This window comes from Paenibacillus sp. RU5M, assembly GCF_900221055.1.
GTDB lineage: Bacteria > Bacillota > Bacilli > Paenibacillales > Paenibacillaceae > Paenibacillus > Paenibacillus marchantiae.
The window spans coordinates 455,826-480,528 of record NZ_OBQM01000001.1 but is presented as its reverse complement, the minus strand read 5'-3'; the positions used below and the strand labels follow the sequence as shown (position 1 = coordinate 480,528).

The window sequence follows — 24,703 nt, the reverse complement described above, 5'->3', positions numbered from 1 at the left end:
GGTTCTTGGGTTTATTTATGTAAAGCCCACTAGACTTATCTAATGGGCTTTGTCTGTGGAATCGCAAATAATAGTGATTTATAGAATTTGACCGCCCACCATCGTCCAGAGAACCTGAAATTCATCATCCAATAGGACCAGGTCGGCATCGAAACCAGAGGAAATTTCCCCCTTTTGTTGAAATCCAAGAATATTGGCCGGCGTAGTTGAAGCCATCTGTACGGCATCTATCAAGGGAATTCCGGTTTCGACAGTATAACGTAAGGCTTCATTCATGGTAACTGTACTGGAGGCCAGTGTTCCATCCTCTAGTCTTGCAATGCCACCCGAAACCGTGACATGATGGCCTCCAAATAGATAATTCCCATCGCCCATACCCATTGCTTGTAAAGCATCTGTGATCAAGACCATTCCTTCCGGTCCTTTCAGGTTATGAATCAGTCGAATAATAGCAGGATGCAGATGGACATTATCCACAATAGCTTGAAGACTTACATGTTTCTCTTCAAAAGCAGCCACGATTAGACCCGGATCTCGATGATGGATCGGCCGCATGCCATTAAAACAATGCGTCACATGACTCGCACCTGATGCAAAGGCTTGTTTGGCTTCCTCATATGTGGCATCCGAATGAGCGATCGCTATAACTACTCCCTGTTCTTTCAAAAAGGAAATCAAGTCCATTCCTCCCGGCAGCTCGGGAGCAATAGTAACCATCTTAATGAGTGACCCTGCTTCCTGGAAAATGATCTTCATTTCTTCTATGTTGGGATGCCGCAAATACTTTTCATTCTGCATTCCTTTTCGCTTCGGGTTCAGATACGGTCCCTCTAAGTGAATCCCTGCGATCTTTGCTCCCACTTCTTGTCCTATTACACGCTTGACACTACGAATCATTTCCAGAAGATCCTCCATCGTAGAACTAACAGATGTAGCCAGAAATGAGGTACACCCCGTTAAAGCACATTGGCGTGAAACTTCTTGAATACTCTCTTCAGTACCGTCCATCATATCAAAGCCATTGGCACCGTGGATATGAACATCTATCATCCCAGGTACTAGCAAATGTCCTCTCCCATCAATCCGTTCATACTCCCCTTCTAGCGTAGGAAGATCACCTGTGTCTACCCTCATGATTTTCCCTTCAGAAATCCACACATTGGCTGATGGAACGATACGGTTGCGAAGTGCCATTTGTACATTATGCAAAATATAATCCATAAAAATCCTCCTCTTCCGGATGGTTATCAGTCTTGCTTTCGAACCTCTTCATTTTCTTCCTGACACTCAATAACAGTGATGTTCTTCTGATCCAGAACTTCTCTGATCTCACTCGGGAGTTCCAGATTTGTGACTAAAATGTCAACGAAATCAAAGTCCAGCCGATGAATAGATTTGCCAATAAATTTTGTATGATCGGCTACTACGATAACCTGATCAGATCTTCTGGCTATTTCTTTCTTTACCCGGGCATCTTCTTCATATGGATAATAAAGTCCATCAGACCGGATCGCCGATGCTCCAATGAAGGCTTTATCAGCACGAATTTCACTTAGTTTATCGATAATGGAAGAACCATATAAAAAGCGGTGCTTTACATTCAAGTAACCACCGAGAATATAGATTTGAAGATCCTCTCGATTGGACAAGATCCCTACGTTATCAATCGAGTGCGTGACCACCGTGCAATTTTTTGCGCTAATTTGTTCCGCTACAAATTGCACCGTGGTTGATACGTCTAAAATCACAGTCTCATGGTCTTGGATAAGTTTTGCCCCAAACTTCCCTATTTTTTTCTTACTCTCGGATTCATCAATCAAACGATCCTGATAAGACAGCATTTCTTTCTGTAACTCAGGTAACGATAGCCCCCCATGAGTTCGAATCACAACGCCTTCTTGTACTAATCTAACAATATCCCTTCGTGCAGTATCCCTTGATACTTCAAACAGCGTACATATATCTGTAACACTCATCGATTGGTGATGTTTCAAGTATTCGAGTATTTTTAACAATCTTTCCTCTTGATACACAATACATGCACCTCCTTTTAAGTAAGTATAAGTTTTATTTTGATTTTTTTCAAGTTATTATAAGTAAACCTTAAGTAAGTGAAAGTATTTATTCCTGACTGTTCAATAAAAAAGACGTTAGCCAGATGAATTTACATCCGTTAACGTCTTCATAAGTTAAGATTTACTGCTAAGAAAAAATTAATGAATGGATTTCGGAGCCATTGCTTATCAAATTGACTTAAATCACTCAGATAAATACGATCTTGAGTCCAATGGATTCCCAATAGGTTTTTTTTAATCCTCGTTGCAGAATTGGACTTCACGCTTTTCACCCCCTTGGGGGAGTTTCTTTTTGTTATAGTTTTGCCTGTGTTGTATTAACTCTTTTAAGCAGTTTAAGCGTTTCAGTTAAACTAATCATTTCTTATTTGTAGTGATATAATGGTGGCATAACGAAAGGAATGAAGTGTGCATATGGAATTCAGACAACTTCAATATACGCTGCAAATCGCGGCAGAACGGAATTTCTCCCGGGCAGCCGAGAAGCTGCACATTGCCCAGCCTTCTTTAAGTCAGCAGCTATCCAAACTTGAAAAGGAACTGGGTGTACTGTTATTTCAGCGTAATACCAGCACTGTGGAGTTGACCCATGCAGGGGTGACTTTTGTAGAGCAGGCTCAGAAAATTATTGATGCAGTCGAGCTGCTCAGACAGGAAATGTCGGACATCTCCCAGCTGCGCAAAGGTAAAGTCGTTGTAGGCAGCATGCCGATCACTGGCTCCCACCTGCTTCCGCATGTGCTTCCCGCTTTTCAACAGGCCTATCCCGAGATTGAAGTAACCTTGCTGGAAGACTCCGGGCTGACGCTTGAAAAGTTGACGGCCAGTGGCAAGGCTGACTTAAGCCTGCTCTCCCTCCCATTGCAGGAGCCAAGCCTATCTTATGTAACGATTGGTGAGGAGCGAATTGATCTGGCTGTTCCCCCAAATCACCCTTTGGCACGTAGAGGAGATCCGGAGCATCCGGTTCCAGTACGGATGGAAGAGCTTCGCGATGAACCCTTTGTTGTGCTGAAGAAAGGACAAGGCTTCCGTAAACTTACATTTGATCTGTGTGAGGAAGCCGGGTTTGACCCCAACGTGGTGTTTGAGAGTACAAACATTGAGACGGTGCAGTCACTGGTGGCTACAGGTATGGGGATTACATTGGTTCCGCGCTTTATTGCCCGCGCGCCCCGCAGTGAATTTGTTCCTGTTTATGTACCGCTAGCTGAGCCAACCCCCAGTCGTACCCTTGTAGTTGCATACCGCCAAGGACGGGTTCTCTCCAAAGCCGCGGAGGCATTCATTCATACGTTTCAACAAACCGTTGCCGAGCTCTCTCAAGGAGAATAATTGGACGGTCAGCGGATTGGCCCGCCATACATGGCAACAAAATAAACAAAGGCTTGACCCATAAGGGCCAAGCCTTTGTTCTATACTCGTCTCCCGCATCCGCAGGATAAAGTTCTTACATGGTATTAACAGTACATCATCGTTACAGTACAATGTTGCTGATATCATCATTGAATTGTTAACGTAAAAACGTACATATGAGAATTTCAAGTTTGGCGGTTTATTTTCGCAAATTACGTTCACTTGTCAGCCTGTTCTGTTGATTCACAAGGCGGCCTTCGTCCTGAACAGATTGTTCAGGTGGTGATAGCCCTCCTGCCCCATTCTCTAAGAATGGCCTCAAGTGATCTACCCTAGTGTTTTCCTGTTCCAGTCTCCTGAGCGTATCTTTCACATGGTTGTCCATTGATTGATCATCCTCCTTGGTGACGGGATAGTTATCATTACCCGCCTCCCGGATGAATAAACACTTTATTGGAAAATTACAGATTTTTATTTACTGCCAAAATAAATGCCAGGTCTACGGTCTTCGAATACCGGAATACGGCCACGAACCTCATCCACAAGCGAAGGACGGATAACTCCGGTCACGATCTCTTCTCCTTCTCCGCCTTCAGCCACAATTTCACCCCAAGGATCAATAATGAGGGAATGCCCGAAAAATTCGGTGTCTCCGCTTTTCCCCACGCGATTGCAGGCAATAACGTACATCTGATTTTCGATGGCCCTTGCTGTAAGCAGTGTGCGCCAATGATGCAAGCGCGGGTTCGGCCATTCAGCGGGGACAATTAATGCTTTGGCTCCGTTCAAGGCAAGGGTTCGAGCAAGCTCAGGGAAACGGATATCGTAGCAGATCGAAGCTCCAGCGGTGAGGCCATTCTCCAATTCGAATATTTCCGGTTCTGCACCAGGCTGCAAATACTTCTCTTCATCCATCAGGCGGAATAAATGCAATTTATCGTAACGTGTCACCTGATTTCCTTCACTGTTATAGGCGTACATTGTATTGTAAATTTGGCCATTACGTTTCTCCGCAATGGAACCGCCAACGATGGAAATTCGATGTTTTTGGGCAAAAGCCGCGAGCCACTCTCTTGATTTCTGGCCCTCCGGGTCAGCAAGCTCATGAATTTGTTCCAAAGCATAGCCCGTATTCCACATCTCGGGCAGCACAGCCAATCCCAGGTCGGGAACCTGTTCTAGCGCTCGTTCGAGCAAAGACTGCATATGTTTATGGTTGGCCTCAGGGTCTCCGAGCTGAATATCGCCCTGAATCAGGGCCACACGCATTTCCCCTTGTTGTTGTTCTGTCATAACCAGCACTCCTCTGAACCGTAATACCTGTAATCATAGCTTGATCATTCAAACATCTGCAACCTGTTTTCGTTCTGAACTCCTACATAATAACTCGGGCAGCAATGTTAACAAACGGTTGCTCGTTAGTGCATCGCCCAAATTCCATGTTGTCTCCTCTACTCCGTACACTTGCCCCTTCTGCACGGCTGGAAGTGCCAGCCAGCTTGGACTCTGCATCAACTTCTCTGTGGCCTGCCTTGCAATAACCTCTTCAGGAAGCAAGACAAATATATGATCACCGGCATACTGACGAATCGCTTCTGACGAAATTTCCTTATACGCTCTGCCCGCGGCAAGCGCCTCCTTCACTTTCGTAACGGGTCTGAACCCCATCGGATGATACAAGAGTGAGGCCAGACCAATATTGCCCATGACAAATAATCGGGCACCCCGATGATAGGTGAATACGGACGCCGTTTCCCCCGGTTCAATTGAAGCATGAATCTTCATCCACATCTTTTCCATACGTTGCTGATAGGAGGAGAGCCATTGTCCAGCCTCTGATTGCTTGCCAAACCAGCTTCCCACCCTGCAAATCCGATCTTCCAGCGTTGCGTGAGAGTTGTATGCCAGTGTGGGTGCAATTCGGGAAAATTGCTCATATTGCTGTTCGTTAGTGCTATCGAAAATGATCAGGTCTGGTCTCATCCGGACTGCCTCTTCCACATTAACCGGGGCAACCGCATCATATACCTGATCTCCTAACAGACCAATACCCAGCACTCGCAGATCTCCACCGGAATCACCATAAAACATAATTCGCTCAGGTCGTGCCGGAATATTCACATCATGACCCAACCAATCCTGAACCAGTGTTTGTTGCTGAATAGATCGGTCATATTGACGAGGCGATAATCCGGTCATTTGACGAAAACGCCTGCTAAAATAATACTCATCCTTAAAGCCCACCCGGGTTGCTATATCCCGAAGCGGTTCATCGGATTTGCGCAGCCAATCCTTAGCATGTTTAATTCGTACATGGTTCACATAATCAAGCGGCTTGTGGCCAGTTAATTGTCTGAACAAGGTTGTATATTGCACGGGTCGGATATCCGCAAGACGTGCCAGTTTCGTTACTGTGATCTCTTCAGCGTAATGGTCATCTACATACTGAATCGTGCTGTGTAGTCTGGATTCCATGCTCTGCTCCGTTTTTGGAGAAGTGTACCGGGTGATGATCATCTCCATCCATCTCTGAAACTGTGCATTCAAATGGATATATTCGGCATCTGTTTGATAATCACGAATGGCATACAATTGCTCCAACAGTCCACTTAACGGGGCATAAGGATAGCCGTTCAATTGATTTCTATGTTCGAATACAGGGCGCGTATACTGTTCCGGATCTCCTGTCAATACATGAATAACATCAAATGATATCACCATATATTTTAATTCCATTCGGTTTCCATGTTCAATTTGGTACCCCTCGCCCGGAGAAAGCGGGTAAACACATCCGGTGGTAAAAGGAAACTGTTCATATCCTATGTATAAGCGACCTTCCCCTTCTTCGCAGATCAAAAATGTATGTTTATCGCATGCCACTTCCAGCATCACCTGTTCTGGTTGTTCAATTCGTTGTTCCAGATGATCCAGCCGAAACATGAATGCTGAAAAATACAACCCTCTCGCATCGGCATTCAAAGCCTGCATGGTGGTTCACCTCGTTCTTTAAAATGAGAATGATTATCATTAAATCTGTATGAACTGATTATAAGCGAGCTTTTGTCATTAATCCAGATCTGGCTGTAATCAGCAAAAAAAAGAGCTTTCAACGAAATGTTGAAGGCTCATTTTTAGTCGGCATTTTCGTTCTTGTTCCAGTAAAATATTATGATTTATCAATCCATAAACGACTATTTAATCATCTGTTTCGGTAACTCTTTCAACAGCCATTCTCTTGAAGTTGCATCACTTGAAGCCTTAACCAGATCAAACCGATATACTTTTCCTTCTTTTACAGCGGGCAAGTTCTTCCAGATTGGGCTATCCAGCAATTCTTTGGTGGACTGCTTCGCATGATCCGTTACTGGATTCAGTATAAATACGCGATCACCCGCTATTTCGGGCAGCTTTTCAGTAGAAATCTCTGCAAAGCCCATTCCTTCATCTAATACTTTCTGAATTTCCGCGGTTGGCTTCATGCCATCGGCTCCATATAACAACTGTGGCAATCCTGCTCCGGCCATCACAAACAGTCGATTACCAGGATACATAGTGAATACCGAAGCTGTTTCCCCTTCTTTCAGTCCATTCTCATGAAGCTGCTTCCACATCTCTTCCGTTGCTTTTTGATGGGCCGTGATCCAAGCTTCCGCTTCCGGCTTTTTGTTCAACAGATCGCCAAGAGTACGCATGCGGTCGTCCAATGAGGCAAATGAATCAAAGGTAACCGTTGGCGCAACCTTCGAGATTTGATCATATTGTGCCTGATCACTATTTGAGAAAATGATCAGATCAGGATTCAAGGTAAGCGCCTTTTCAACACTCATCGGGAAACCCACATCTTCCGCTTGGGCTACCTGATCATCATATACCGTTCCATCCTGACGAAGAATACCTACAGGTACAACGCCCAGCGCTAGCAAATCCCCTGTAACTTCACCATGATAAATCACACGTTTTGGCGTAACCGGAACCTCAACTTCATGGCCTGTCCAGTCCTTGAACATCCGGGTTTCACCCTCACTGTTATCCGTGGATGCCGTCTGTTCCTGCTTGGACTGATCCCCATCTGTCTGTGTTTCATTGGCCGTTTTGGAATCATCCGTTCCGGCAGATGGAGTTGAAGCCTGATTTCCGCAAGCCAGCAGAAGAATGGACAACCATGTAACCGTCAATAATACTGCCGTATTTCGTATACCCTTTTTCATTTCTATTTCTCCCCCTAATAAGTGCTTCGTTCATATTTATCAATGATATTGATTATCATTATCGAGTATTATCATAAAACAGGCTTTACCCTAATCTCAATGGACAAAACGAAATCTCTCATTTCAGTTTTGTACAAAAACACAAATATAGGCTCCATTCAAGTATTCATGAAGTGTTTTCCCCCTATACAGCTCGGGATTGACGTGATAAATTAATGAGTACTATATTGCCATCTTTAATAACCGGAGTGATGTATAGCATGACTAATCAATCTAAATCATCGAGTCGTTCAGCCTTTACCATACCTACATCCGATGTAATGACACAGCTTCCTACACAATTTTTTGCTACCCTTGTTCAAAATGTAAACCGCGAAATCGCAAGTGGTCACGACGTGATTAACCTGGGTCAGGGTAACCCGGATACACCTACACCACCTCACATTGTTAAAACATTGCAGGAGTCGGCGGAGAACCCGCTCTATCACAAATATTCGCCTTTTAGCGGGCATGCTTTCCTGAAGGAAGCCGTTGCGAAGCGTTACAAGGAAGATTACAACGTGGACCTGGACCCCGAAACAGAAGTTGCGATTTTATTTGGTGGAAAAACGGGCTTGGTCCAGTTGCCTCAAGTATTGCTCAATCCTGGCGACGTGTGTCTCGTACCTGATCCAGGTTATCCGGATTATTGGTCCGGTGTGGCACTGGCGAAAGCGTACATGTCTTTTATGCCACTGCTAGAGTCCAATGCATTCCTGCCTGATTATGAAGCAATCTCTACCGAGGATCGGGAAATGGCCAAGCTGATGTTCCTGAACTATCCCAACAACCCAACATCGGCAACCGCCCCGCTTTCCTTCTATGAAGATACGGTAGAGTTCGCCATTCAAAATAAAATCGTCGTAGCCAGTGACTTCGCCTATGGTGCAATTGGATTCGATGGACATCGTCCAGTAAGCTTTTTGCAGGCACCAGGTGCCAAAGAAGTGGGCATTGAGTTCTACACGTTATCCAAAACCTACAATATGGCGGGTTGGCGCGTCGGATTTGCTCTGGGCAATGCGGAGATCATCTCCAAAATCAATCTGCTGCAGGATCATATCTACGTGAGTCTCTTCGGAGGCATCCAAGCCGCTGCTGCTGCGGCACTGACATCTTCCCAGGAATGTGTCACTTCACTGGTTGCACGTTATGAATCACGTCGCGATTCTTTCTATGATGCACTCTCATCCATCGGCTGGCAGGCCCCTAAACCGGGAGGTTCCTTCTTTAGCTGGCTGCCTGTACCTGCGGGCTTTACTTCTGCTTCATTTGCCGACGTGTTACTACGTGAAGCAAAAGTCGCGGTAGCACCGGGTATTGGTTTCGGTTCACATGGTGAGGGCTATGTGCGCGCAGGACTGCTAAGTGATGAAGATCGATTAAGGGAAGCAGCGGAGCGGATTGGCAAGTTGAATTTATTCAAGTAATTTACAGGTGTATAACCCCTTTGCATCTGCCAAGTTTCCATGGTATGTTATAAGGAAATATTGAACGAAACGTGATGACGGGACCAGTACGAGAGGATCAGCCGCGCCCAGAGAGTAAATTCCATCGGGCTGCAAGAATTTACCGCGGCTTCTCTCCGAAACCTACCCCTGAGCGGCCTGTGATGCACAGGACAGTGCCTTCTGTTACAGGGCATGAAGCCGGATGATCCAATCATCAATAAAGGTGGTACCGCGGAAGTAACGAACTTTCGTCCTTTTTAACTAAAAGGGCGGGAGTTTTTTTTGTACCCAACGGTCTGCTCCAGGGTCAATCATTAATATTGTTTAAGGAAGTGAAAACATGACCTCACGTATTGTAGTTAAGATCGGAAGCAGTTCGCTTACTACGGAAGAAGGCGGGCTTGATCGGAGTGCCATTACTTTTTTTGCCGGAGAAATTGCTGCCTTGGCCGAACAGGGCCATGAGGTTCTTCTGGTCACTTCGGGAGCGGTAGCTGCCGGATTCCGGGAGATTGGTTACCCTCAGCGTCCCAAGCAGTTGCATGAAAAACAAGCTGCAGCGGCTGTTGGGCAAGCTTTGTTGATGCAGGCATATCAACAGGCTTTTGCAGCGCACCGCGTTACTACAGCACAAATTCTGCTCACCCGTACCGACTTTCACAGCCGGAAACGTATGGGCAATGCGGGCATGACGGTAGAAGAACTGCTCAAACAGCGCGTCATTCCGATCTTTAACGAGAATGATACCGTATCTGTCGATGAATTAAAGTTCGGAGATAACGATCTCCTGTCAGCTCTGGTAGCGAATCTGGTCAAGGCACAGCATCTGGTCATTCTTACAGATACCAACGGTCTGTACACGGCCGATCCACGAAAAGATCCGTCTGCGTTTCGATATGACCGTATCCCCGAAATTACGGCAGAAATTTACGCCTATGCTGGCGGTTCTGGATCATCCGTAGGTACAGGGGGCATGCGATCCAAGGTAGATGCAGCCAAAGTGGCAACGCGTGGAGGCGTGCCTGTCTTTGTGGGAAGTGTGAAGGAACCTGGAGATATGCAAAAAGCGGTTGATGGCACTGGAAAAGGAACGTATTTCGAGACTCGCCTTGCCTCGCTCTCTCGTAAAAAGCAATGGCTTGGCTTCATGTCTACTCCGCTCGGTACCGTCGTTGTGGATAATGGTGCCGAAGAAGCACTCGTCCATGGTGGTCATAGTCTCCTGCCTGTAGGCGTCAAACGTGTGCTGGGTACCTTCCATGCCGGAGATGTTGTAGAGGTGCTGGGTATGGATGAAACCTTGCTCGGTCGTGGTATCGTCAATTATGATGATGACCAGTTACGGCTCATCGCAGGACTGCCAAGTGGCGAAGTGATGAAGCAGTTGAACAGCATCCATCGACTTGAGGTTATTCATCGGGATGAGTGGATTACGTTAAAATAGAAAACCTCTAATCCTACCGAGTGTACTTCTCAGGATCATATGATACAGCTATTAAATATTCTTTTGTTTCCACTTTATATATGGGAGGAATTTATGATGAGTGAAGTCAGGGAAAAAGCGAGCAAGGCTCAAGCCGTGGTTCCACAGCTGAATCGACTGAGCACAGAACAAAAAAATAACGCCTTGCTGGTCATGGCAAACGCATTGATTGCCCAATCGGATTCCATTATAGTAGCAAACGCTGACGATCTGGAACGTGGCAAACAGCAAGGTACGCCAGAATCGATGCTGGATCGCCTCGCTTTAAATAAGGAGCGTATCGCCGGTATCGCAGAAGGACTGCGTCAGATCGTGGAGTTGCAGGACCCTGTCGGCGAAGTGCTGGAGACGTTCACTCGTCCAAACGGATTGCATGTTGAAAAATTGAGAGTGCCCATCGGTCTGATCGGCATCATCTACGAGGCACGTCCAAATGTTACAGTAGATGCCGCCGGACTATGCCTCAAAACAGGCAACGCTGTACTGCTACGAGGCGGCTCCTCGGCCCTCTCCTCCAACCGCAAAATTGTGGAGGTATTGCATCAGGCACTGGCAACAACAGACATGCCCGCGGACGCCTTGCAGCTTGTGGAGGATGCAGACCGCTCTTCCGTGGACGAAATGCTCAAGTTAAATGGACTGCTCGATGTCATCATCCCACGCGGCGGAGCCTCACTAATCCGCAATGTGGTCGCCAATGCAACAGTGCCTGTGATCGAAACCGGCGCAGGTATCTGCCATACCTATGTGGATGAATCTGCCGATCCGGTTATGGCTGTGGAGATTGCAGTTAATGCCAAGGCACAGCGTCCATCGGTATGCAACTCCATGGAAACCTTGTTGCTGCACGCTGTATACGCGGAGGAGCATCTGCCGGCTATGGCTGAACAACTCCGTGAAGCGAATGTCCTGTTGAAGGGTTGTGACACGGTTCGCCGTCTCGTTCCCTCTGCCCTTCCTGTGACGGAAGAAGATTTTGCGACAGAGTACAATGATTATATTTTAAATATTCGTGTAGTTCAGAACCTGGATGAAGCGATGGAGCATATTGCACGTTATGGCACAAAGCATTCGGAGTGTATCGTCACCAAGGATACGAGTAATGCAGAACGTTTTTTACATGATATAGATGCAGCTGCTGTATACCATAATGCTTCCACACGTTTCACAGACGGATTTGAGTTCGGTTATGGAGCCGAAATTGGGATCAGTACCCAGAAGCTGCATGCTCGTGGACCGATGGGTCTGCCTGCATTAACGTCAACCAAATACCGTATCACTGGCAATGGACAAATCCGGCAATAATATCGCAGCTACAGTTATATAGGAGGAACGATAAATATGAGTCAAGAACAACAGACGTTATTACAACAAAAGATTACTTTTCACGGAGCAGGTGCGATGGCGGAAGCCATCGTGCGCGGATTAATTTCCCGCCTTGTCGTTCGTCCTCAGGATATTACGATGCTGAACCGCAGCAACCAGAAACGTCAGGAGGAGCTCAGTACCCGTTATGCCGTACATACCGGAACTGCTGCACAATCGCTGGATCATCTCTCCGCTTCTCCCGTTATTGTACTCTGCATGAAACCGAAGGATGCTGCCGCAGCGCTGCGTCAACTTGGGCCGCTCCTGTCTCCGGATCAATTAATCGTCTCCGTTATTGCCGGATTATCGATCCGTACGATGCAATCCCTGCTGGGACGCAAGCAACCGATCGCCCGCACCATGCCGAATACGTCCAGTACAATCGGGCTTGGAGCAACCGGACTTGCCTTCTCTGAAGAGATTACGGATGAACAGCGCAGTACAGTCATGACGATGTTCGAAGCTGTCGGAATCGTGACCATTGTGCCTGAAGATAAACTCGAAGTGCTCACAGGTATTTCCGGAAGTGGTCCGGCTTATGTATACTATTTGATGGAGGCCATGATTGCCGCAGGTATTCGTGGCGGCTTATCCAGCCAACAATCCCGCGATCTGACTGTTCAGACCGTGCTGGGTGCTTCTCGCATGGTACAACAGACTGGCCTAGAGCCAATGAAACTCCGTAGTGATGTGACCTCCCCGGGAGGTGCAACCCAGGCAGCACTAAAAACGCTGGACGAGGGAGATTTCTTTGAAAATGTAATCGCAGCCGTCAACCGCTGTGCAGAGCGCTCACGGGAGATGGGAGCTGCTTTGGAAGGAGATTTAAAATGAATACTATGTGCACAGCCACATATCGTCTGCATGATGATCGTGCAGACTTCCGCAAGAAGGCTGAGTCCATTGCTGTCGGCATGACTGTTGGCAGTTGGACCGAATTGCCTCAGGCCAAGCGTGAGGCGATGCAGAAACATCTGGGTGAGGTCATCAGCGTTGAGGTGCATGAAGCTGAGGGCATGGCCCCAGGTGAGCGTTACGCCGATATTACCATTGGTTATCCGGATGTAAATTTCAGCCGTGATATTCCTGCCCTGCTCGTGACGGTCTTTGGCAAAATCTCAATGGATGGACGCATCAAACTGACACGGCTTGGATTCTCAGACGGCTTCCTCAGCGCATTCCCCGGTCCCAAGTTTGGACTGAACGGTGTTCGTGATCTGCTAGGTGTACATGATCGTCCATTGTTAATGAGTATCTTTAAATCAGTTATTGGACTGGATGCAGACGAATTGAAGGAACAGTTTATTCGCCAGGCTCTTGGTGGAGTAGACTTGATTAAAGACGATGAAATTCTGTTTGAGAACAAACTGACTCCGATTGAGAAAAGAGTCGAGGTCTGCATGAAAGCTGCGGAACAGGCACGCAAGGAGACGGGTAAGAAACTTCTTTATGCCGCGAATTTGACTGGACCTACATCACGCCTGAAACAACAGGCTGAACGTGCGATAGGTGCAGGAGCAAATGCGCTGTTGTTCAATGTCTTGTCTTACGGATATGACGTGCTGCACGAACTAAGCAGTGATCCAGACATCAACGTGCCAATCATGGCTCATCCTGCGCTTGCAGGTGCACTGTATCCTTCACCACACTATGGTATCTCAGCTTCCGTCCTGCTGGGACAGCTGATGCGACTTGCCGGAGCGGATCTGGTGCTCTTCCCTTCCCCTTACGGATCGGTGACAATGCCGAAGGAAGAGAATATGGCCATTACAGAACAATTGCTGTCACCTGAGCTTCCGGTCAGAACCAGCATGCCTGTGCCTTCGGCTGGTATACATCCAGGGCTTGTACCGCTTATTCTGCGTGACTTCGGCACCGATGTCATCGTTAATGCCGGCGGAGGTATTCATGGACATCCCATGGGCACTGAGGCAGGCGGACGGGCATTCTTGCAGGCTATCGAGGCAGCCCAGCGTTCCATTCCACTGGCAGAGTATGCAGTCGAACATCCCGAACTGAAAAGTGCACTGGATCTGTGGGGTGGCGAACGATGAGAAGTGATAAAAAAACGGTCATTTTCTGTGATTTCGATGGCACGATCACCCTTTCGGACAATATTGTAGCAATTATGAAACATTTTAAACCCGAAGGTATTGAAGCAATTATGAAAGACACGATTGAACAGCGAGTTTCGCTCCGCGAAGGTGTGGGAGCGATGTTCGCTCTGTTGCCTTCTTCGCAGAAAGATGAGATTGTGGAATTTGTACTTGGACAGGCTGGCATCCGAGAAGGGTTCAGCGAATTTCTTGCATACGTTCGGGACGAGGGCATTGAATTCAATGTCACCAGCGGCGGAATGGACTTTTTTATCGAGCCTTTGCTCGCTCCATTCGATATTCCACAGGATCACGTTTATTGCAATGGGGCAGATTTCACAGATGAATTTATACGTATTGAATGGCCTAATCCATGTCAGCCTCCTTGTGAGAACGGATGCGGCATGTGTAAAACGACGGTTATTCGTACATTCCCGGAAGAACAATATAATCGTATCCTCATTGGAGACAGTCTAACGGATTTTGAAGGTGCCAAAATCGCTGATCTTGTCTACTCCCGTTCTATCCTGACGGATAAGTGTATAGAGCTGGGTGTGGATCATGTCCCATTCACAACCTTCTACGATATTATGGAAGATATGAAACAGAAGCAAACACAAGGAGTGCTGTAAAAATGGGTTTTGAAAAGATTACATTGGAACATAAACGCCAGGTCCTCGAAGAGCTGGCTGATATCAAAGCGCTGTTTGCCAGCCGTAACTGGTTCCCTGGTACAAGTGGCAACCTGTCGATGCGTGTGGGCGACTTTGACCCGGAGCAATTCTACTTTGCAGTTACTGCATCAGGCAAAGACAAATCTCTCCGTACACCGGAAGACTTTCTGTTTGTGGACAAGCATGGTAAAGCCATTGAGACCACAACCCTGAAACCGAGCGCTGAAACGTTGATTCACTGCGAAATCTATCGTTTAACCGGCTGTGGCGCGGTGTTCCATGTGCATACCGTATTTAACAACCTGATCAGTGAATTCTTTGGAGCAGATGGACACGTACCGATTCAAGGCATCGAATTGATCAAGGCTTTCAACATCTGGGAAGAAAATGCGGAGATTCGTGTACCGGTCCTGCCTAACTTCGCTGATATTCCATCCATCGCTGAATTGGTGCCAGGTGTACTTGATGCCAACGTACCAGGAATTTTACTGCGTAATCACGGTATTTATGCCTGGGGCAAAGATGCTTTTGAAGCGAAACGTCATCTGGAAGCGTTCGAGTTCCTGTTTGAAGTAATGTACCGTCAACTTCTGCTGAAGGGTGCTACGAAATAGCAATCATTTATTCGAAATAAAAGCTGCAAAACCAAAAACACGCCAAGCTAATATACATAGTCCTCGGCGTGTTTTTTTATGTTTGGGGAATTGTAGCGATTGGAAGGTGACTCTATCATCGTAGTGTCAGTGTAACTATTCTTTAGTTCAACTAAGTAAAGCTCTACAGACGATCGTCCCGATCCTTGAATAAAAAGAGACTGTCCGCTCCCTCACTATGGATACCCGTCCCCCTCTGCTTGCCAAACAACAGCTTCAGACCGCCAAAAATGAGCAGCAAGGACACAATGACGGTGTTCACATACGAACGAATCTCGTACGTCATAAATGCATCCGGGAACATCTCATTCAGCTGTGGAATGACCAAGCGGATAAACAGATAGTACAATCCCAATGCAGCAATTCCGAATCCAATTAGGCGCTGGTGACGAGCCCAATCCTTGAAAATAGGTTGATCTGTCAACGGTTCGCGGCCATACCGGCTTGAACACTGAAGTCCGTCAAAGAAGCTGTAGAACCAGATCAACGGAATCATGAACAGGAACACCGATAAATGAAGCAGGTCCAGAACGTAGATACTGCCGAGAAACAGGAACATGAGTTGCATGCCTCTTTTTTGCAGTCCCAGATACAGATGACCCGCACCCGGAAAGGCTGATAACAGGGTTGCCAGCACTTTGCTTCGCCGTCCAGAAGCCCTGCCCATCTCCAGCTCCTCGAACAACGTACGATCCTGCAATACCTCACCGGCCTGCTTGCGATGCACATGCTGGACCGCATCAAACATGCAGTAAACCCAGATGACAGGCAGAATGAGCAAGAACATCAGAAATACGGATTCATTCGTAATAGAAGCTACAAAAACCATCATGGCAAATGAACCGAAGAACGCGATAAGGAATGATAAACCGCGATGTAACAGTCCGAGATGAAGATGTCCCAGACCTGGAACAAAGGAAAGCAGAATCGTGAAGAATCGTTCGCTTTCACTGCCTTTTTGATACATGGGTTGACCATAAGGAGCCGCAGGCACGCCATACTCACCGTTCTGATGCTGATGTATTCCCTCCATGTCCATGTCCATCTCCATCTGTCCCAGATGACCTTCCTGACCAGTGTATGCTCCCTGATGCGGTCCACTGTAATGTGCGCCATATCCATGGTATCGGGCATCATTAGGCGATGGGGCACGTAGCAGAACGATAATCATATCCAGCATGCTGACACACCAGAAGAATATGGTCCCCAAAGCCCCAAGAATCATTAACTCTCTCTCACTCACCAGAATTGCCAGCATAAACGAACCAACAGCTGTCCCAAAAAAGAGTAATGGATAGATTACAGCTCTGGCAGGCCGACCCCAATAGAGAAAACCCAGACCCGGAATCAGGTTTAATAAGAATGCAAGTAATTTGTTACGATCTGATTGCACAGTCTTCATCCTTTCTTTTCAGGCAATACGAAACAATTTATGGTCCAGGCTTGAAGTGATCCAGCCATGATGTGGCTGCCTCCGTCCATTTTTCCGTAAATGACCCCCTGTTCTCACCTTCCTGGAACTTATGATAAGGGGCTACCTTGTCAAACAGTCCCGAGGAGAGGAAGATTAACGTCAGACAAGCCGCTACAGCATAATGAAACACTTTGTGATCCAGCCAGAGACGTCTTCGTCCAGAACGCGATTTGCGCTTTGGCTTGGAGGATTGCATTTCCGTAATTTGATTCATGACCGAATCGGCGAAGCCTACCGGGTCCTTCAGTTGTGGCAGCTCCCGATGAATGCCGAGTGCTTCGAGATAGTTGTCCATTGCTTCCGGAACGTCCATAAGCACCTGTTCCATCAAACTTGCCTGGTTTGCAGTCATTCGGCCTTCAATATAATCAGTCCATTCCTGGACGGTATACATCCTTTTATTCCTCACGCCACTCATCCTCCTTCCAATGATTTCGAATCCACTGCCGGGCACGATACAGACGGGACTCCACGGTTTTCACTGCCACCTGTGCATCACGGGCAATCTGCTCATAATTTTTTTCGCTTAAGTAATACGCAGTAATAATGTCCCTATGCTGGGCAGGCAGCTGATTGATTCGCTCGCGCAACTTCTCCTGACGCTCTTCACGCACGAGGCGGGCAAGAACATCTTCTTCACGACCGGGCATGTTCATTATTTTTTCTTCTCCGCCCAGATCCTCAGCGCTTCGTCTGCCCAGCTTGCGTTTGGCATCAATTGCTTTGTGAAAGGCAATTCGGGTTAACCACGTTTTGAAACCTTCGGATCGGTAATCGGGGAGAGATTTGACCATTTGAATGAACGCCTCCTGCGCTGCATCCTGTGCATCCTGATCGTTCCGTAATACGGAGTAGGCCACATGGTATACATGCTGGCTGTACTTTTCGATCAACAAACGCATCTGGGATGTATCGCCTTGACGGATTTGTTCGATTAAGCGCGCTTCATCAATGACTCTCCCCTCCTCTCCACTACAATAGACGACAACTTGTTTGTTGACCCCTGCGTATTCATTCATTTTTTTATAAAAAGGTTACACATTGCCTGAAAAGTCAGTTCCACCGGGAACTTAACATATCTTACTTAACATCTCTATAATCTAAAAAAACAGGCACAGAATATCTTCTGGCCTGTTTCTGGTTTATCTGAATGAAATTGTTGCCTAATCTAACATTCGTATTAACGTCCACCGTTACGGAACCGCTGGGTATATGCCTTGGCGTCCTGCACATTCTTCACGCGGTTACGGCTCCATTCAAGCAGAATTCGGTCGATATAGCGGAAATGCACTTTACCAGCAAACACCGCTTCCTTCAATGCCATGAGAATCAGTTCCTCCTGATAGCGATCCTGATCCAGCCAGCTGGATATAGTCTCGCATTCCATCGGGGAAAGCGGGCGGCCAAATTCTTTTTCAAAAATAGAGAACATATTTCGTTCTTCCTCTTCTTTTTGAACACTGTTCGAATCCGGGCGTAATGCATTACTGTCCTGCTGCTGCTTACGAGCAACGGCCAACTCCTCTGCTGTACATCCTGCCAGCTTGGCATATAATCCATGCAGATCATAACGTTCATACTGAATATCACGCTCTTCATCCCGATGCTCGTCAATGTGAATGTACCCGTCTCTCATAAGACGTTGCAGCATTCTGGCGATGCCTTCAGGAGCAAGACCCATACGGGTTGCAAGCTCTTCAAGCGTTGGGAACTCATTGAATTCGACTTGCCGGAATCCAAACAATTGAATCAGCAGAAGTACCTCTGCGTCACTTAACCCCAGCTGATGATAATAGCGCAATAAAGCATATGGGAGCTGCGCTGTCCCTGATGCCATACCGTAAGCTGCTCCATTCAACCAGGCTTTGGAGCCGGTTTCTTCCATGGACTCGCGGTTAAGCATTAAGGGTACAGACGATAGAGCATACGTGGGAATGCAATTGTTTCACGTACGTGATCCAATCCACAGATCCATGCTACCGTCCGCTCCAATCCCAGACCGAAGCCGGAGTGAGGAACCGATCCGTATTTACGTAAGTCCAGATACCACTGATATGCCTCTTCCGACAATTGATGCTCATCAAAGCGCTGCTGCATCAGTTCCGGATCATCAATACGCTGGGAACCGCCAATGATCTCTCCGTACCCTTCGGGTGCGATCATATCTGCACAGAGGACCACTTCAGGACGATTTGGATCAGGTTTCATGTAGAATGCCTTGATTCCAGCCGGATAATGGGTAATAAAGACCGGTGTTTCGTATTTCTCGGCAATCGCCGTTTCGTGTGGAGCACCAAAGTCTTCTCCCCAAGGAATATCGAAGCCTTGTCCATTCAGGAATTCAATCGCTTCATCATACGTAATGCGCGGGAATGGAGCTACAATTTTTTCAAGCTTGGATACATCACGTCCGATGGACTCCAGTTCAGCACGGCAGTTTTTCAGAACCGTTTGAACCACGTGAGCAATAAACTTCTCTTGCACTCGAAGGCTTTCCTCGTGATCCACAAACGCCATTTCCGGCTCAATCATCCAGAACTCAATCAGGTGACGACGTGTTTTGGATTTTTCAGCACGGAACGTAGGACCGAAGGAGTACACTTTGCCCAGCGCCATTGCTGCAGCTTCCATATACAACTGTCCACTTTGTGTCAGATAGGCATCTTCATCAAAGTATTTAATGTGGAACAAGTTCGTCGTTCCTTCAGCAGATGAAGGTGTAAGAATCGGAGGATCAACCTGTGTGAATCCGTTACCATTAAAGAACTGCTGAACAGCGCGGATGATCTCCGCACGAATCACCATAATCGCACGTTGTTTTGTCGAACGCAGCCACAGATGGCGATGATCCATCAGGAAGTCTACCCCATGCTCTTTCGGAGTAATTGGATAGTTTTCAGTCAGATGGATAATTTCCACGCCAGTAACTGTCATCTCATAACCGGATGCACTACGCGGTTCTTCACGGATAATACCTGTTACATACAATGAACTTTCTTGAGTCAAGCTCTTCGCAGCATTCCAGATATCTTCGCTAACTTCACTCTTAACCACTACCCCTTGAATATATCCGGTTCCATCACGCAGTTGCAAAAATTGAATTTTGCCGCTGGAACGTTTGTTGTTAATCCAGGCGCCGATTTTAACAGTCTCGCCCACATGCTCACTCACATTACGAATTACACAATCCGTACTCATGCCCATATCTCTCCTTGGAATCCTGAATTTGAAAATGCAGCGGGCAGGCATATGCCTGTCCCCTGCACTTCCTTGTCATGCTATATTCACTTTACAATTAGATTACAGAGAATTCAATACGATTCGGTGTGTATCTCTTGCAATCACCAATTCTTCGTTCGTAGGAACTACGAGAACGTCCACTTTGGAATTCGCTGTTGTGATGCGGCGTGGCTCTCCAGAGCGAATTGCATTCAGCGCTTCATCCAGTTCAACACCCAGGTACGTGAGTTGCTCACATACTTTTTGGCGAAGAACAACGGAGTTTTCACCTACACCAGCCGTAAATACGATCACGTCTACACCGTTCATTGCTGCCGCATAAGAACCGATGTATTTACGCAAACGGTATTCGTACATCTCGAATGCAAGCGTGGAGTTAGCATCGCCAGCTTCCATACCTTCCGTGATTTCACGCATGTCGCTGCTGATGCCGGAGATTGCAAGAAGTCCACTATGTTTATTCAACATGGAGTTTACTTCGCTCACGCTCAGTTCTTCCTTGTTCATAACATAAGGTACAATTGCCGGATCCAGGTCACCACTACGTGTTCCCATCATCAATCCTTCGAGTGGAGTCATGCCCATAGACGTGTCCACGGATACGCCGCCTTGTACAGCCGTTACACTACCACCATTACCAACATGGCATGTGATGATCTTCAGATCTTCCAATGGACGATCCAGATATTCAGCTGCTGCCTTGCTTACGTAATCATGGGAAGTACCATGTGCTCCATAACGACGCACTTTATACTTTTTGTAAAGCACACGTGGAATGGCATACAGATATGCTTTTTCCGGCATCGTTTGATGGAAAGCCGTATCAAAGACCATTACCTGTGGTACTCCTGGCATATTGGATTCAGCCGCACGAATACCCATCATTGCTGCAGGGTTATGAAGTGGAGCCAGATCGAACAGACGGCGGATTTCTGCTTTGGCAGCATCATCAACCAATGTCGATTCCTTAAATGCTTCACCACCGTGAACCACACGATGTCCAACAGCCTGAATTTCATCAACGGAACCAAGCACACCGTTTTCTTTATCTGTCAGGATGTCAATAACTTTACGAATCGCTGTAGTATGTTCGAGAATTTCGCTAACTTCCGTAACATCCTCGCGGCCCGTTGGTTTATGAGTCAGAATGGAAGAGTCCATACCGATCCGCTCTACCAGACCTTTTGCCAATACGGATTCATCCGTCATGTTATACAATTGATATTTGAGCGAGGAACTCCCCGCATTAATTACGAGTACTTTCACAGCCGGTCACCATCCTTGTCGTACTTGAAGAATCCTTCGCCTGTTTTAACACCCAGGTGTCCTGCACGCACCATTTTCTTCAGAACTGTGGAAGGACGATATTTCAATTCACCGAATTCACGGAACATTCTTTCGAGTGCAGCTTCTACCGAATCCAATCCGAAACGGTCTGCCATCTCAAGCGGTCCGTGCTGGAAATTGTATCCGATACGCATAGCATCATCAATATCTTCAGCGGAAGCGACACCTTCCTGCAGTACATGCAGCGCTTCGTTGATCAGAAGACAGATCAGTCTGGAAGTAACAAATCCAGGTGATTCATAGATCATAACGCCTTTTTTGTCCGCTACTTCTTCCACAAAACGTCTAGTTTCTGCAAAAGTGCTATCGGATGTTTTCAGACCACGAATAATCTCTACAAGATCAACCCGGGAAACCGGGTGAATAAAGTGCATACCAATAACACGCTCTGGGTATTTGGTTGAGCTTGCAAGCTCAGTCAAACTCAGCGTGGATGTATTACTTGCAAGAATTACGTTGCTTGGGCAAACTTGGTCAAGTTGACTGAATACCGCTTTTTTCGCTTCCAGATCTTCAGAAATAGTCTCAATGACCATATCGCAAGTTCCGAGTTCAGCCAGATGAGCAACTTTGGTAATACGGGAGAGAATCAATTTCTTCTCAGCCTTCGTAATGGCCCATTTCTCCAGTTGTTTATCAAGGTTCGTCTCAATCATGTTATATGCATGATCCAGCTTCTCCGTTGTGTGTTCCACCAGAAGCACATCAAGTCCTTTGGCTGCAAGCATCTGGGAAATACCTTGCCCCATCGTGCCGCCGCCGACAACTCCTATCTTTTTGAAAAACATGGTTCTGCTCCATCCTTTCGGTTCTCTATTTCTCTATTGTACCCTGTTCGCCGAAAATTACAAATTTCGACCCAACATATAATAATATCTTAGCACGACTGAAATGTAAAAAAAAATAACCGACATAAATAAATTATGCCGGTAGAAGGGCGCTGTCACGAAATTGACAACGAAATTGATCGCCAGACAATACTTCTTCCCTGAGCAACGTGTCGAGGGAATTGTCGAAAATTGTCCGCTGTTCTTCAAGCAATCGTTTGGTCTGTTCCATCAGGTCTTGCAGGATCAATTTGTTCTCCCGCATCAATTCTTCTGTAGTTACCATATCCATGTTAACAATACCCAACGTCGTGAGCCCGGAAGCCATCATCGTCTGTACTACATTCGTTGCTTGTTCAAAGTCATTGCGAGATCCTGTACTGCGTCCACCGTAATACATTTCCTCCGCTGCTGCACCTCCGAGGGCAATCATGATTTGCTCTTCAAGAAAACGCTTCGTGTACAGAAATTGCTCTTGTTGCGGGTTATGACGTACATAACCCAAGGCCTGTCCACGAGGGCTAAGTGCAACCTGACTTACACTGCCAGGACGAACCAGTTCAGCCATGATGGCATGTCCCAACTCATGAATAGCCACTCTTTTCTTCTCTTCCACGCTGGATTCGCGGTCTGTCTTCTCACCCATCATTACTTTATCAATCGCAAGGGACAGATGACGCTGTTCAATGTTGAGCAGCCCGTCTCTCATCGCGTAAATTGCAGCTTCGTTCATCACGCTTTCCAGCTGTGCTCCAGAGAAACCATAGGATTCTTCTGCTGTCTTATCAAGGCTGACCCCTTCCAAAAGAGGTTTATTAACTGCATGCAGCTCCAGTATGTGTTTTCTGCCTTTCTTATCCGGCAAGTCTACCTGAATATGACGGTCAAAACGACCTGGACGCGTCAGTGCGCTATCCAGCATTTCTTTTCGGTTCGTAGCGGCGATCACGAGTATACGTGGTGTTTCGGAAGAGTATATGCCATCCATTTCCGTCAACAGCTGATTCAGCGTCTGATCATATTCACGCTGTTGTCCACCTTCGCGTTTTCCACCGATCACATCAATTTCATCAATAAATATAATGGCATTTTCCTTATTTTCTTTAGCGGCGCGAGTTCTTGCATCACGGAACAAATCACGTATTCTGCCTGCACCTACACCAACATACATCTCAACAAACTCACTGCCTGAAGCAGCTACAAAAACAGAGTCGGTATAATGAGCAGCAGCTTTGGCCATCAAGGTTTTACCTGTTCCTGGAGGGCCAGTAAGCAGTATACCTTTCAAAGGACGAATACCAAACTTCTGAATTTCTTCATGTCGAATGAGAAAATCAAGCGCTTCCCGCAGTTCCTGCTTGGCACTCTCCTGACCACCGATTTCTTCAAAAGTCAGCTTGGAAGGGCCTTTTTTCTTGCGTTTACGTTCCTGACCTGCCCCCACCGTAATCCCACCCCGCATTTGCATCATGAGCAGCAGAGCTCCCACAAGCATTACAGCGATCAGAATGGGAATCATGTTTACACCGATAAAAGCGAGAAAGATAATTAATACGGGTACAAATCCAATGGCAATTTCTTTCGTCCATTTAGGCATTAGGCCACACTCCTATCTGACCGGGCACACGCGGCAGAATAATAAACTTACTGGCATCTCCATCTCTGAGACTGACATATACATTATTGTCATCCATGGCTGTATTTACCTTGATCCCATTTGTAGCCATTTTAGACAAGGTCGGTGTAATTTCGGTGTATTGCTTGTTCTCCATCGCTTGTGCTACGGTAAACATCGCGCTTCCCCACCAGCTCTCTAATGCTTCGTTGGAATGATCCACGACATCCAGCTTCAACGAACGAGTGCCAATCAAGGTTTGTCCTTCTTTGTGAATATATTGTACCAACCTGCCCAGATCAACATCCGGCTGCAGATCGAGTTTCAACTGTACATCATTGCGGTTAATAGTTAATTGAACATCATTGACTCCATCGTACTGGGTAACCATCTTTTCAATTGGGCTTTGCACAGCCACATGACGATACACAAACCAACCTCCAAACAACACAACGGCTGAAATGACGGCAGTCAGAGCAATAGGCAATACTTTTATCTTCAAGTGAGTTACCCCTCCTAAATTTTGGCCCATCCTATAACTTGTAGGCAAGAATATGAATATGTGTACGTAATGTCCTGTGATGTGCCTAACAGGATTTATTTGTGTATGATGTATCCTTGAATACATATTTGAGTATATCACATCGTATATACAATATCTAAGGCGAAAATATGAATAAATTATTAATTTTAACTATTCAAATCCAAAATGATCAACAAAGTACGTCAAAGAACCGGTCCAGTCGGGTTTCCGTCTGCCGGTTCTTTAATGTATTTTTTGGACGATAGTATTTATG

Annotated in this window: 23 protein-coding genes; 8 read left to right on the top strand and 15 right to left on the bottom strand. The window is 46.6% G+C overall.

The genetic code is table 11. The annotated features are described in order from the left end of the window. Positions 1-78: 78 nt before the first annotated feature. Together nagA and CRO25_RS02370 are read right to left on the bottom strand one after the other, a co-directional pair. A complete protein-coding gene (nagA, locus tag CRO25_RS02375) occupies positions 79-1,221 on the bottom strand; it encodes an N-acetylglucosamine-6-phosphate deacetylase (RefSeq protein ID WP_072733395.1) in 1,143 nt (380 codons plus the stop codon). Between the two features lie 26 nt (positions 1,222-1,247). Continuing rightward, a complete protein-coding gene (locus CRO25_RS02370) occupies positions 1,248-2,033 on the bottom strand; it encodes a DeoR/GlpR family DNA-binding transcription regulator (protein ID WP_179132077.1) in 786 nt (261 codons plus the stop codon). A 456-nt stretch (positions 2,034-2,489) separates the two neighbouring features. Between CRO25_RS02370 and CRO25_RS02365 the strand changes: the two genes are divergently transcribed. Next, complete coding sequence (locus CRO25_RS02365; RefSeq protein WP_064636917.1) at positions 2,490-3,410, top strand: LysR family transcriptional regulator; 921 nt, start codon at positions 2,490-2,492, stop codon at positions 3,408-3,410. Positions 3,411-3,630: 220 nt separating this feature from the next. Here the strand turns inward: CRO25_RS02365 and CRO25_RS02360 are convergent, their stop codons facing one another. The 4 genes from CRO25_RS02360 to CRO25_RS02345 all read right to left on the bottom strand — a co-directional run bounded on the left by CRO25_RS02360 (position 3,631) and on the right by CRO25_RS02345 (position 7,639). Beyond that, on the bottom strand, positions 3,631-3,816 hold the full coding sequence (locus CRO25_RS02360) for a hypothetical protein (protein ID WP_024630602.1): 186 nt from the start codon (positions 3,814-3,816) through the stop codon (positions 3,631-3,633). 86 nt (positions 3,817-3,902) lie between these two features. Further along, on the bottom strand, positions 3,903-4,724 hold the full coding sequence (locus tag CRO25_RS02355) for a carbon-nitrogen family hydrolase (RefSeq protein ID WP_064636915.1): 822 nt from the start codon (positions 4,722-4,724) through the stop codon (positions 3,903-3,905). Positions 4,725-4,772: 48 nt separating this feature from the next. After that, complete coding sequence (locus CRO25_RS02350; protein ID WP_079694029.1) at positions 4,773-6,419, bottom strand: ABC transporter substrate-binding protein; 1,647 nt, start codon at positions 6,417-6,419, stop codon at positions 4,773-4,775. 203 nt (positions 6,420-6,622) lie between these two features. Beyond that, positions 6,623-7,639 carry an ABC transporter substrate-binding protein gene (locus CRO25_RS02345; RefSeq protein ID WP_079694030.1) on the bottom strand — a complete coding sequence of 339 codons (1,017 nt, stop codon included), beginning with the start codon at positions 7,637-7,639 and terminating at the stop codon, positions 6,623-6,625. Positions 7,640-7,899: 260 nt separating this feature from the next. Between CRO25_RS02345 and CRO25_RS02340 the strand changes: the two genes are divergently transcribed. The 7 genes from CRO25_RS02340 to CRO25_RS02310 all read left to right on the top strand — a co-directional run bounded on the left by CRO25_RS02340 (position 7,900) and on the right by CRO25_RS02310 (position 15,364). Next, on the top strand, positions 7,900-9,108 hold the full coding sequence (locus CRO25_RS02340) for a pyridoxal phosphate-dependent aminotransferase (RefSeq protein WP_079694031.1): 1,209 nt from the start codon (positions 7,900-7,902) through the stop codon (positions 9,106-9,108). 361 nt (positions 9,109-9,469) lie between these two features. Further along, positions 9,470-10,573 (top strand): glutamate 5-kinase, encoded by a 1,104-nt coding sequence (proB, locus tag CRO25_RS02335; RefSeq protein ID WP_079694032.1) that lies wholly within the window; start codon positions 9,470-9,472, stop codon positions 10,571-10,573. 96 nt (positions 10,574-10,669) lie between these two features. Continuing rightward, complete coding sequence (locus tag CRO25_RS02330) at positions 10,670-11,917, top strand: glutamate-5-semialdehyde dehydrogenase (RefSeq protein WP_072733400.1); 1,248 nt, start codon at positions 10,670-10,672, stop codon at positions 11,915-11,917. 36 nt (positions 11,918-11,953) lie between these two features. Then, complete coding sequence (proC, locus tag CRO25_RS02325) at positions 11,954-12,814, top strand: pyrroline-5-carboxylate reductase (protein WP_064636898.1); 861 nt, start codon at positions 11,954-11,956, stop codon at positions 12,812-12,814. Further along, the gene (locus CRO25_RS02320) at positions 12,811-14,034 is read left to right on the top strand and encodes a 2,3-diketo-5-methylthiopentyl-1-phosphate enolase (RefSeq protein ID WP_063566809.1); all 1,224 of its coding nucleotides are present in this window, start codon (positions 12,811-12,813) and stop codon (positions 14,032-14,034) included. Before proC ends, CRO25_RS02320 begins: the two co-directional genes overlap by 4 nt. Then, on the top strand, positions 14,031-14,708 hold the full coding sequence (locus tag CRO25_RS02315) for a 2-hydroxy-3-keto-5-methylthiopentenyl-1-phosphate phosphatase (RefSeq protein WP_063566808.1): 678 nt from the start codon (positions 14,031-14,033) through the stop codon (positions 14,706-14,708). Before CRO25_RS02320 ends, CRO25_RS02315 begins: the two co-directional genes overlap by 4 nt. A 2-nt stretch (positions 14,709-14,710) precedes the next feature. Continuing rightward, positions 14,711-15,364, top strand: coding sequence for a methylthioribulose 1-phosphate dehydratase (locus CRO25_RS02310; protein ID WP_036607600.1), 654 nt, complete (start codon positions 14,711-14,713; stop codon positions 15,362-15,364). A 163-nt stretch (positions 15,365-15,527) separates the two neighbouring features. Here CRO25_RS02310 and CRO25_RS02305 read toward each other — a convergent pair whose 3' ends face one another. From CRO25_RS02305 to CRO25_RS02265, 9 genes are all read right to left on the bottom strand, one after another. Next, positions 15,528-16,796: a multi-tm2 domain protein gene (locus CRO25_RS02305; RefSeq protein WP_256863564.1), complete on the bottom strand. Its 1,269-nt coding sequence runs from the start codon at positions 16,794-16,796 to the stop codon at positions 15,528-15,530. 37 nt (positions 16,797-16,833) lie between these two features. Beyond that, on the bottom strand, positions 16,834-17,286 hold the full coding sequence (locus tag CRO25_RS02300; protein ID WP_079694034.1) for a hypothetical protein: 453 nt from the start codon (positions 17,284-17,286) through the stop codon (positions 16,834-16,836). Further along, positions 17,276-17,896: an RNA polymerase sigma factor gene (locus CRO25_RS02295; RefSeq protein ID WP_079694035.1), complete on the bottom strand. Its 621-nt coding sequence runs from the start codon at positions 17,894-17,896 to the stop codon at positions 17,276-17,278. The genes CRO25_RS02300 and CRO25_RS02295 overlap by 11 nt, the downstream gene beginning before the upstream one ends. Positions 17,897-18,057: 161 nt before the next feature. After that, a complete protein-coding gene (locus CRO25_RS02290; RefSeq protein WP_231952456.1) occupies positions 18,058-18,780 on the bottom strand; it encodes a DnaD domain-containing protein in 723 nt (240 codons plus the stop codon). Then, positions 18,780-20,075, bottom strand: coding sequence for an asparagine--tRNA ligase (asnS, locus tag CRO25_RS02285; protein WP_079694036.1), 1,296 nt, complete (start codon positions 20,073-20,075; stop codon positions 18,780-18,782). The genes CRO25_RS02290 and asnS overlap by 1 nt, the downstream gene beginning before the upstream one ends. 102 nt (positions 20,076-20,177) lie before the next feature. After that, the gene (locus CRO25_RS02280; RefSeq protein ID WP_063566803.1) at positions 20,178-21,383 is read right to left on the bottom strand and encodes an acetate/propionate family kinase; all 1,206 of its coding nucleotides are present in this window, start codon (positions 21,381-21,383) and stop codon (positions 20,178-20,180) included. Further along, positions 21,380-22,252 (bottom strand): 3-hydroxyacyl-CoA dehydrogenase family protein, encoded by an 873-nt coding sequence (locus CRO25_RS02275; protein ID WP_063566802.1) that lies wholly within the window; start codon positions 22,250-22,252, stop codon positions 21,380-21,382. The genes CRO25_RS02280 and CRO25_RS02275 overlap by 4 nt, the downstream gene beginning before the upstream one ends. 133 nt (positions 22,253-22,385) lie before the next feature. Next, on the bottom strand, positions 22,386-23,888 hold the full coding sequence (locus CRO25_RS02270; RefSeq protein ID WP_063566801.1) for an AAA family ATPase: 1,503 nt from the start codon (positions 23,886-23,888) through the stop codon (positions 22,386-22,388). Then, positions 23,881-24,408: a hypothetical protein gene (locus tag CRO25_RS02265; protein ID WP_063566800.1), complete on the bottom strand. Its 528-nt coding sequence runs from the start codon at positions 24,406-24,408 to the stop codon at positions 23,881-23,883. The genes CRO25_RS02270 and CRO25_RS02265 overlap by 8 nt, the downstream gene beginning before the upstream one ends. Positions 24,409-24,703: the final 295 nt, after the last annotated feature.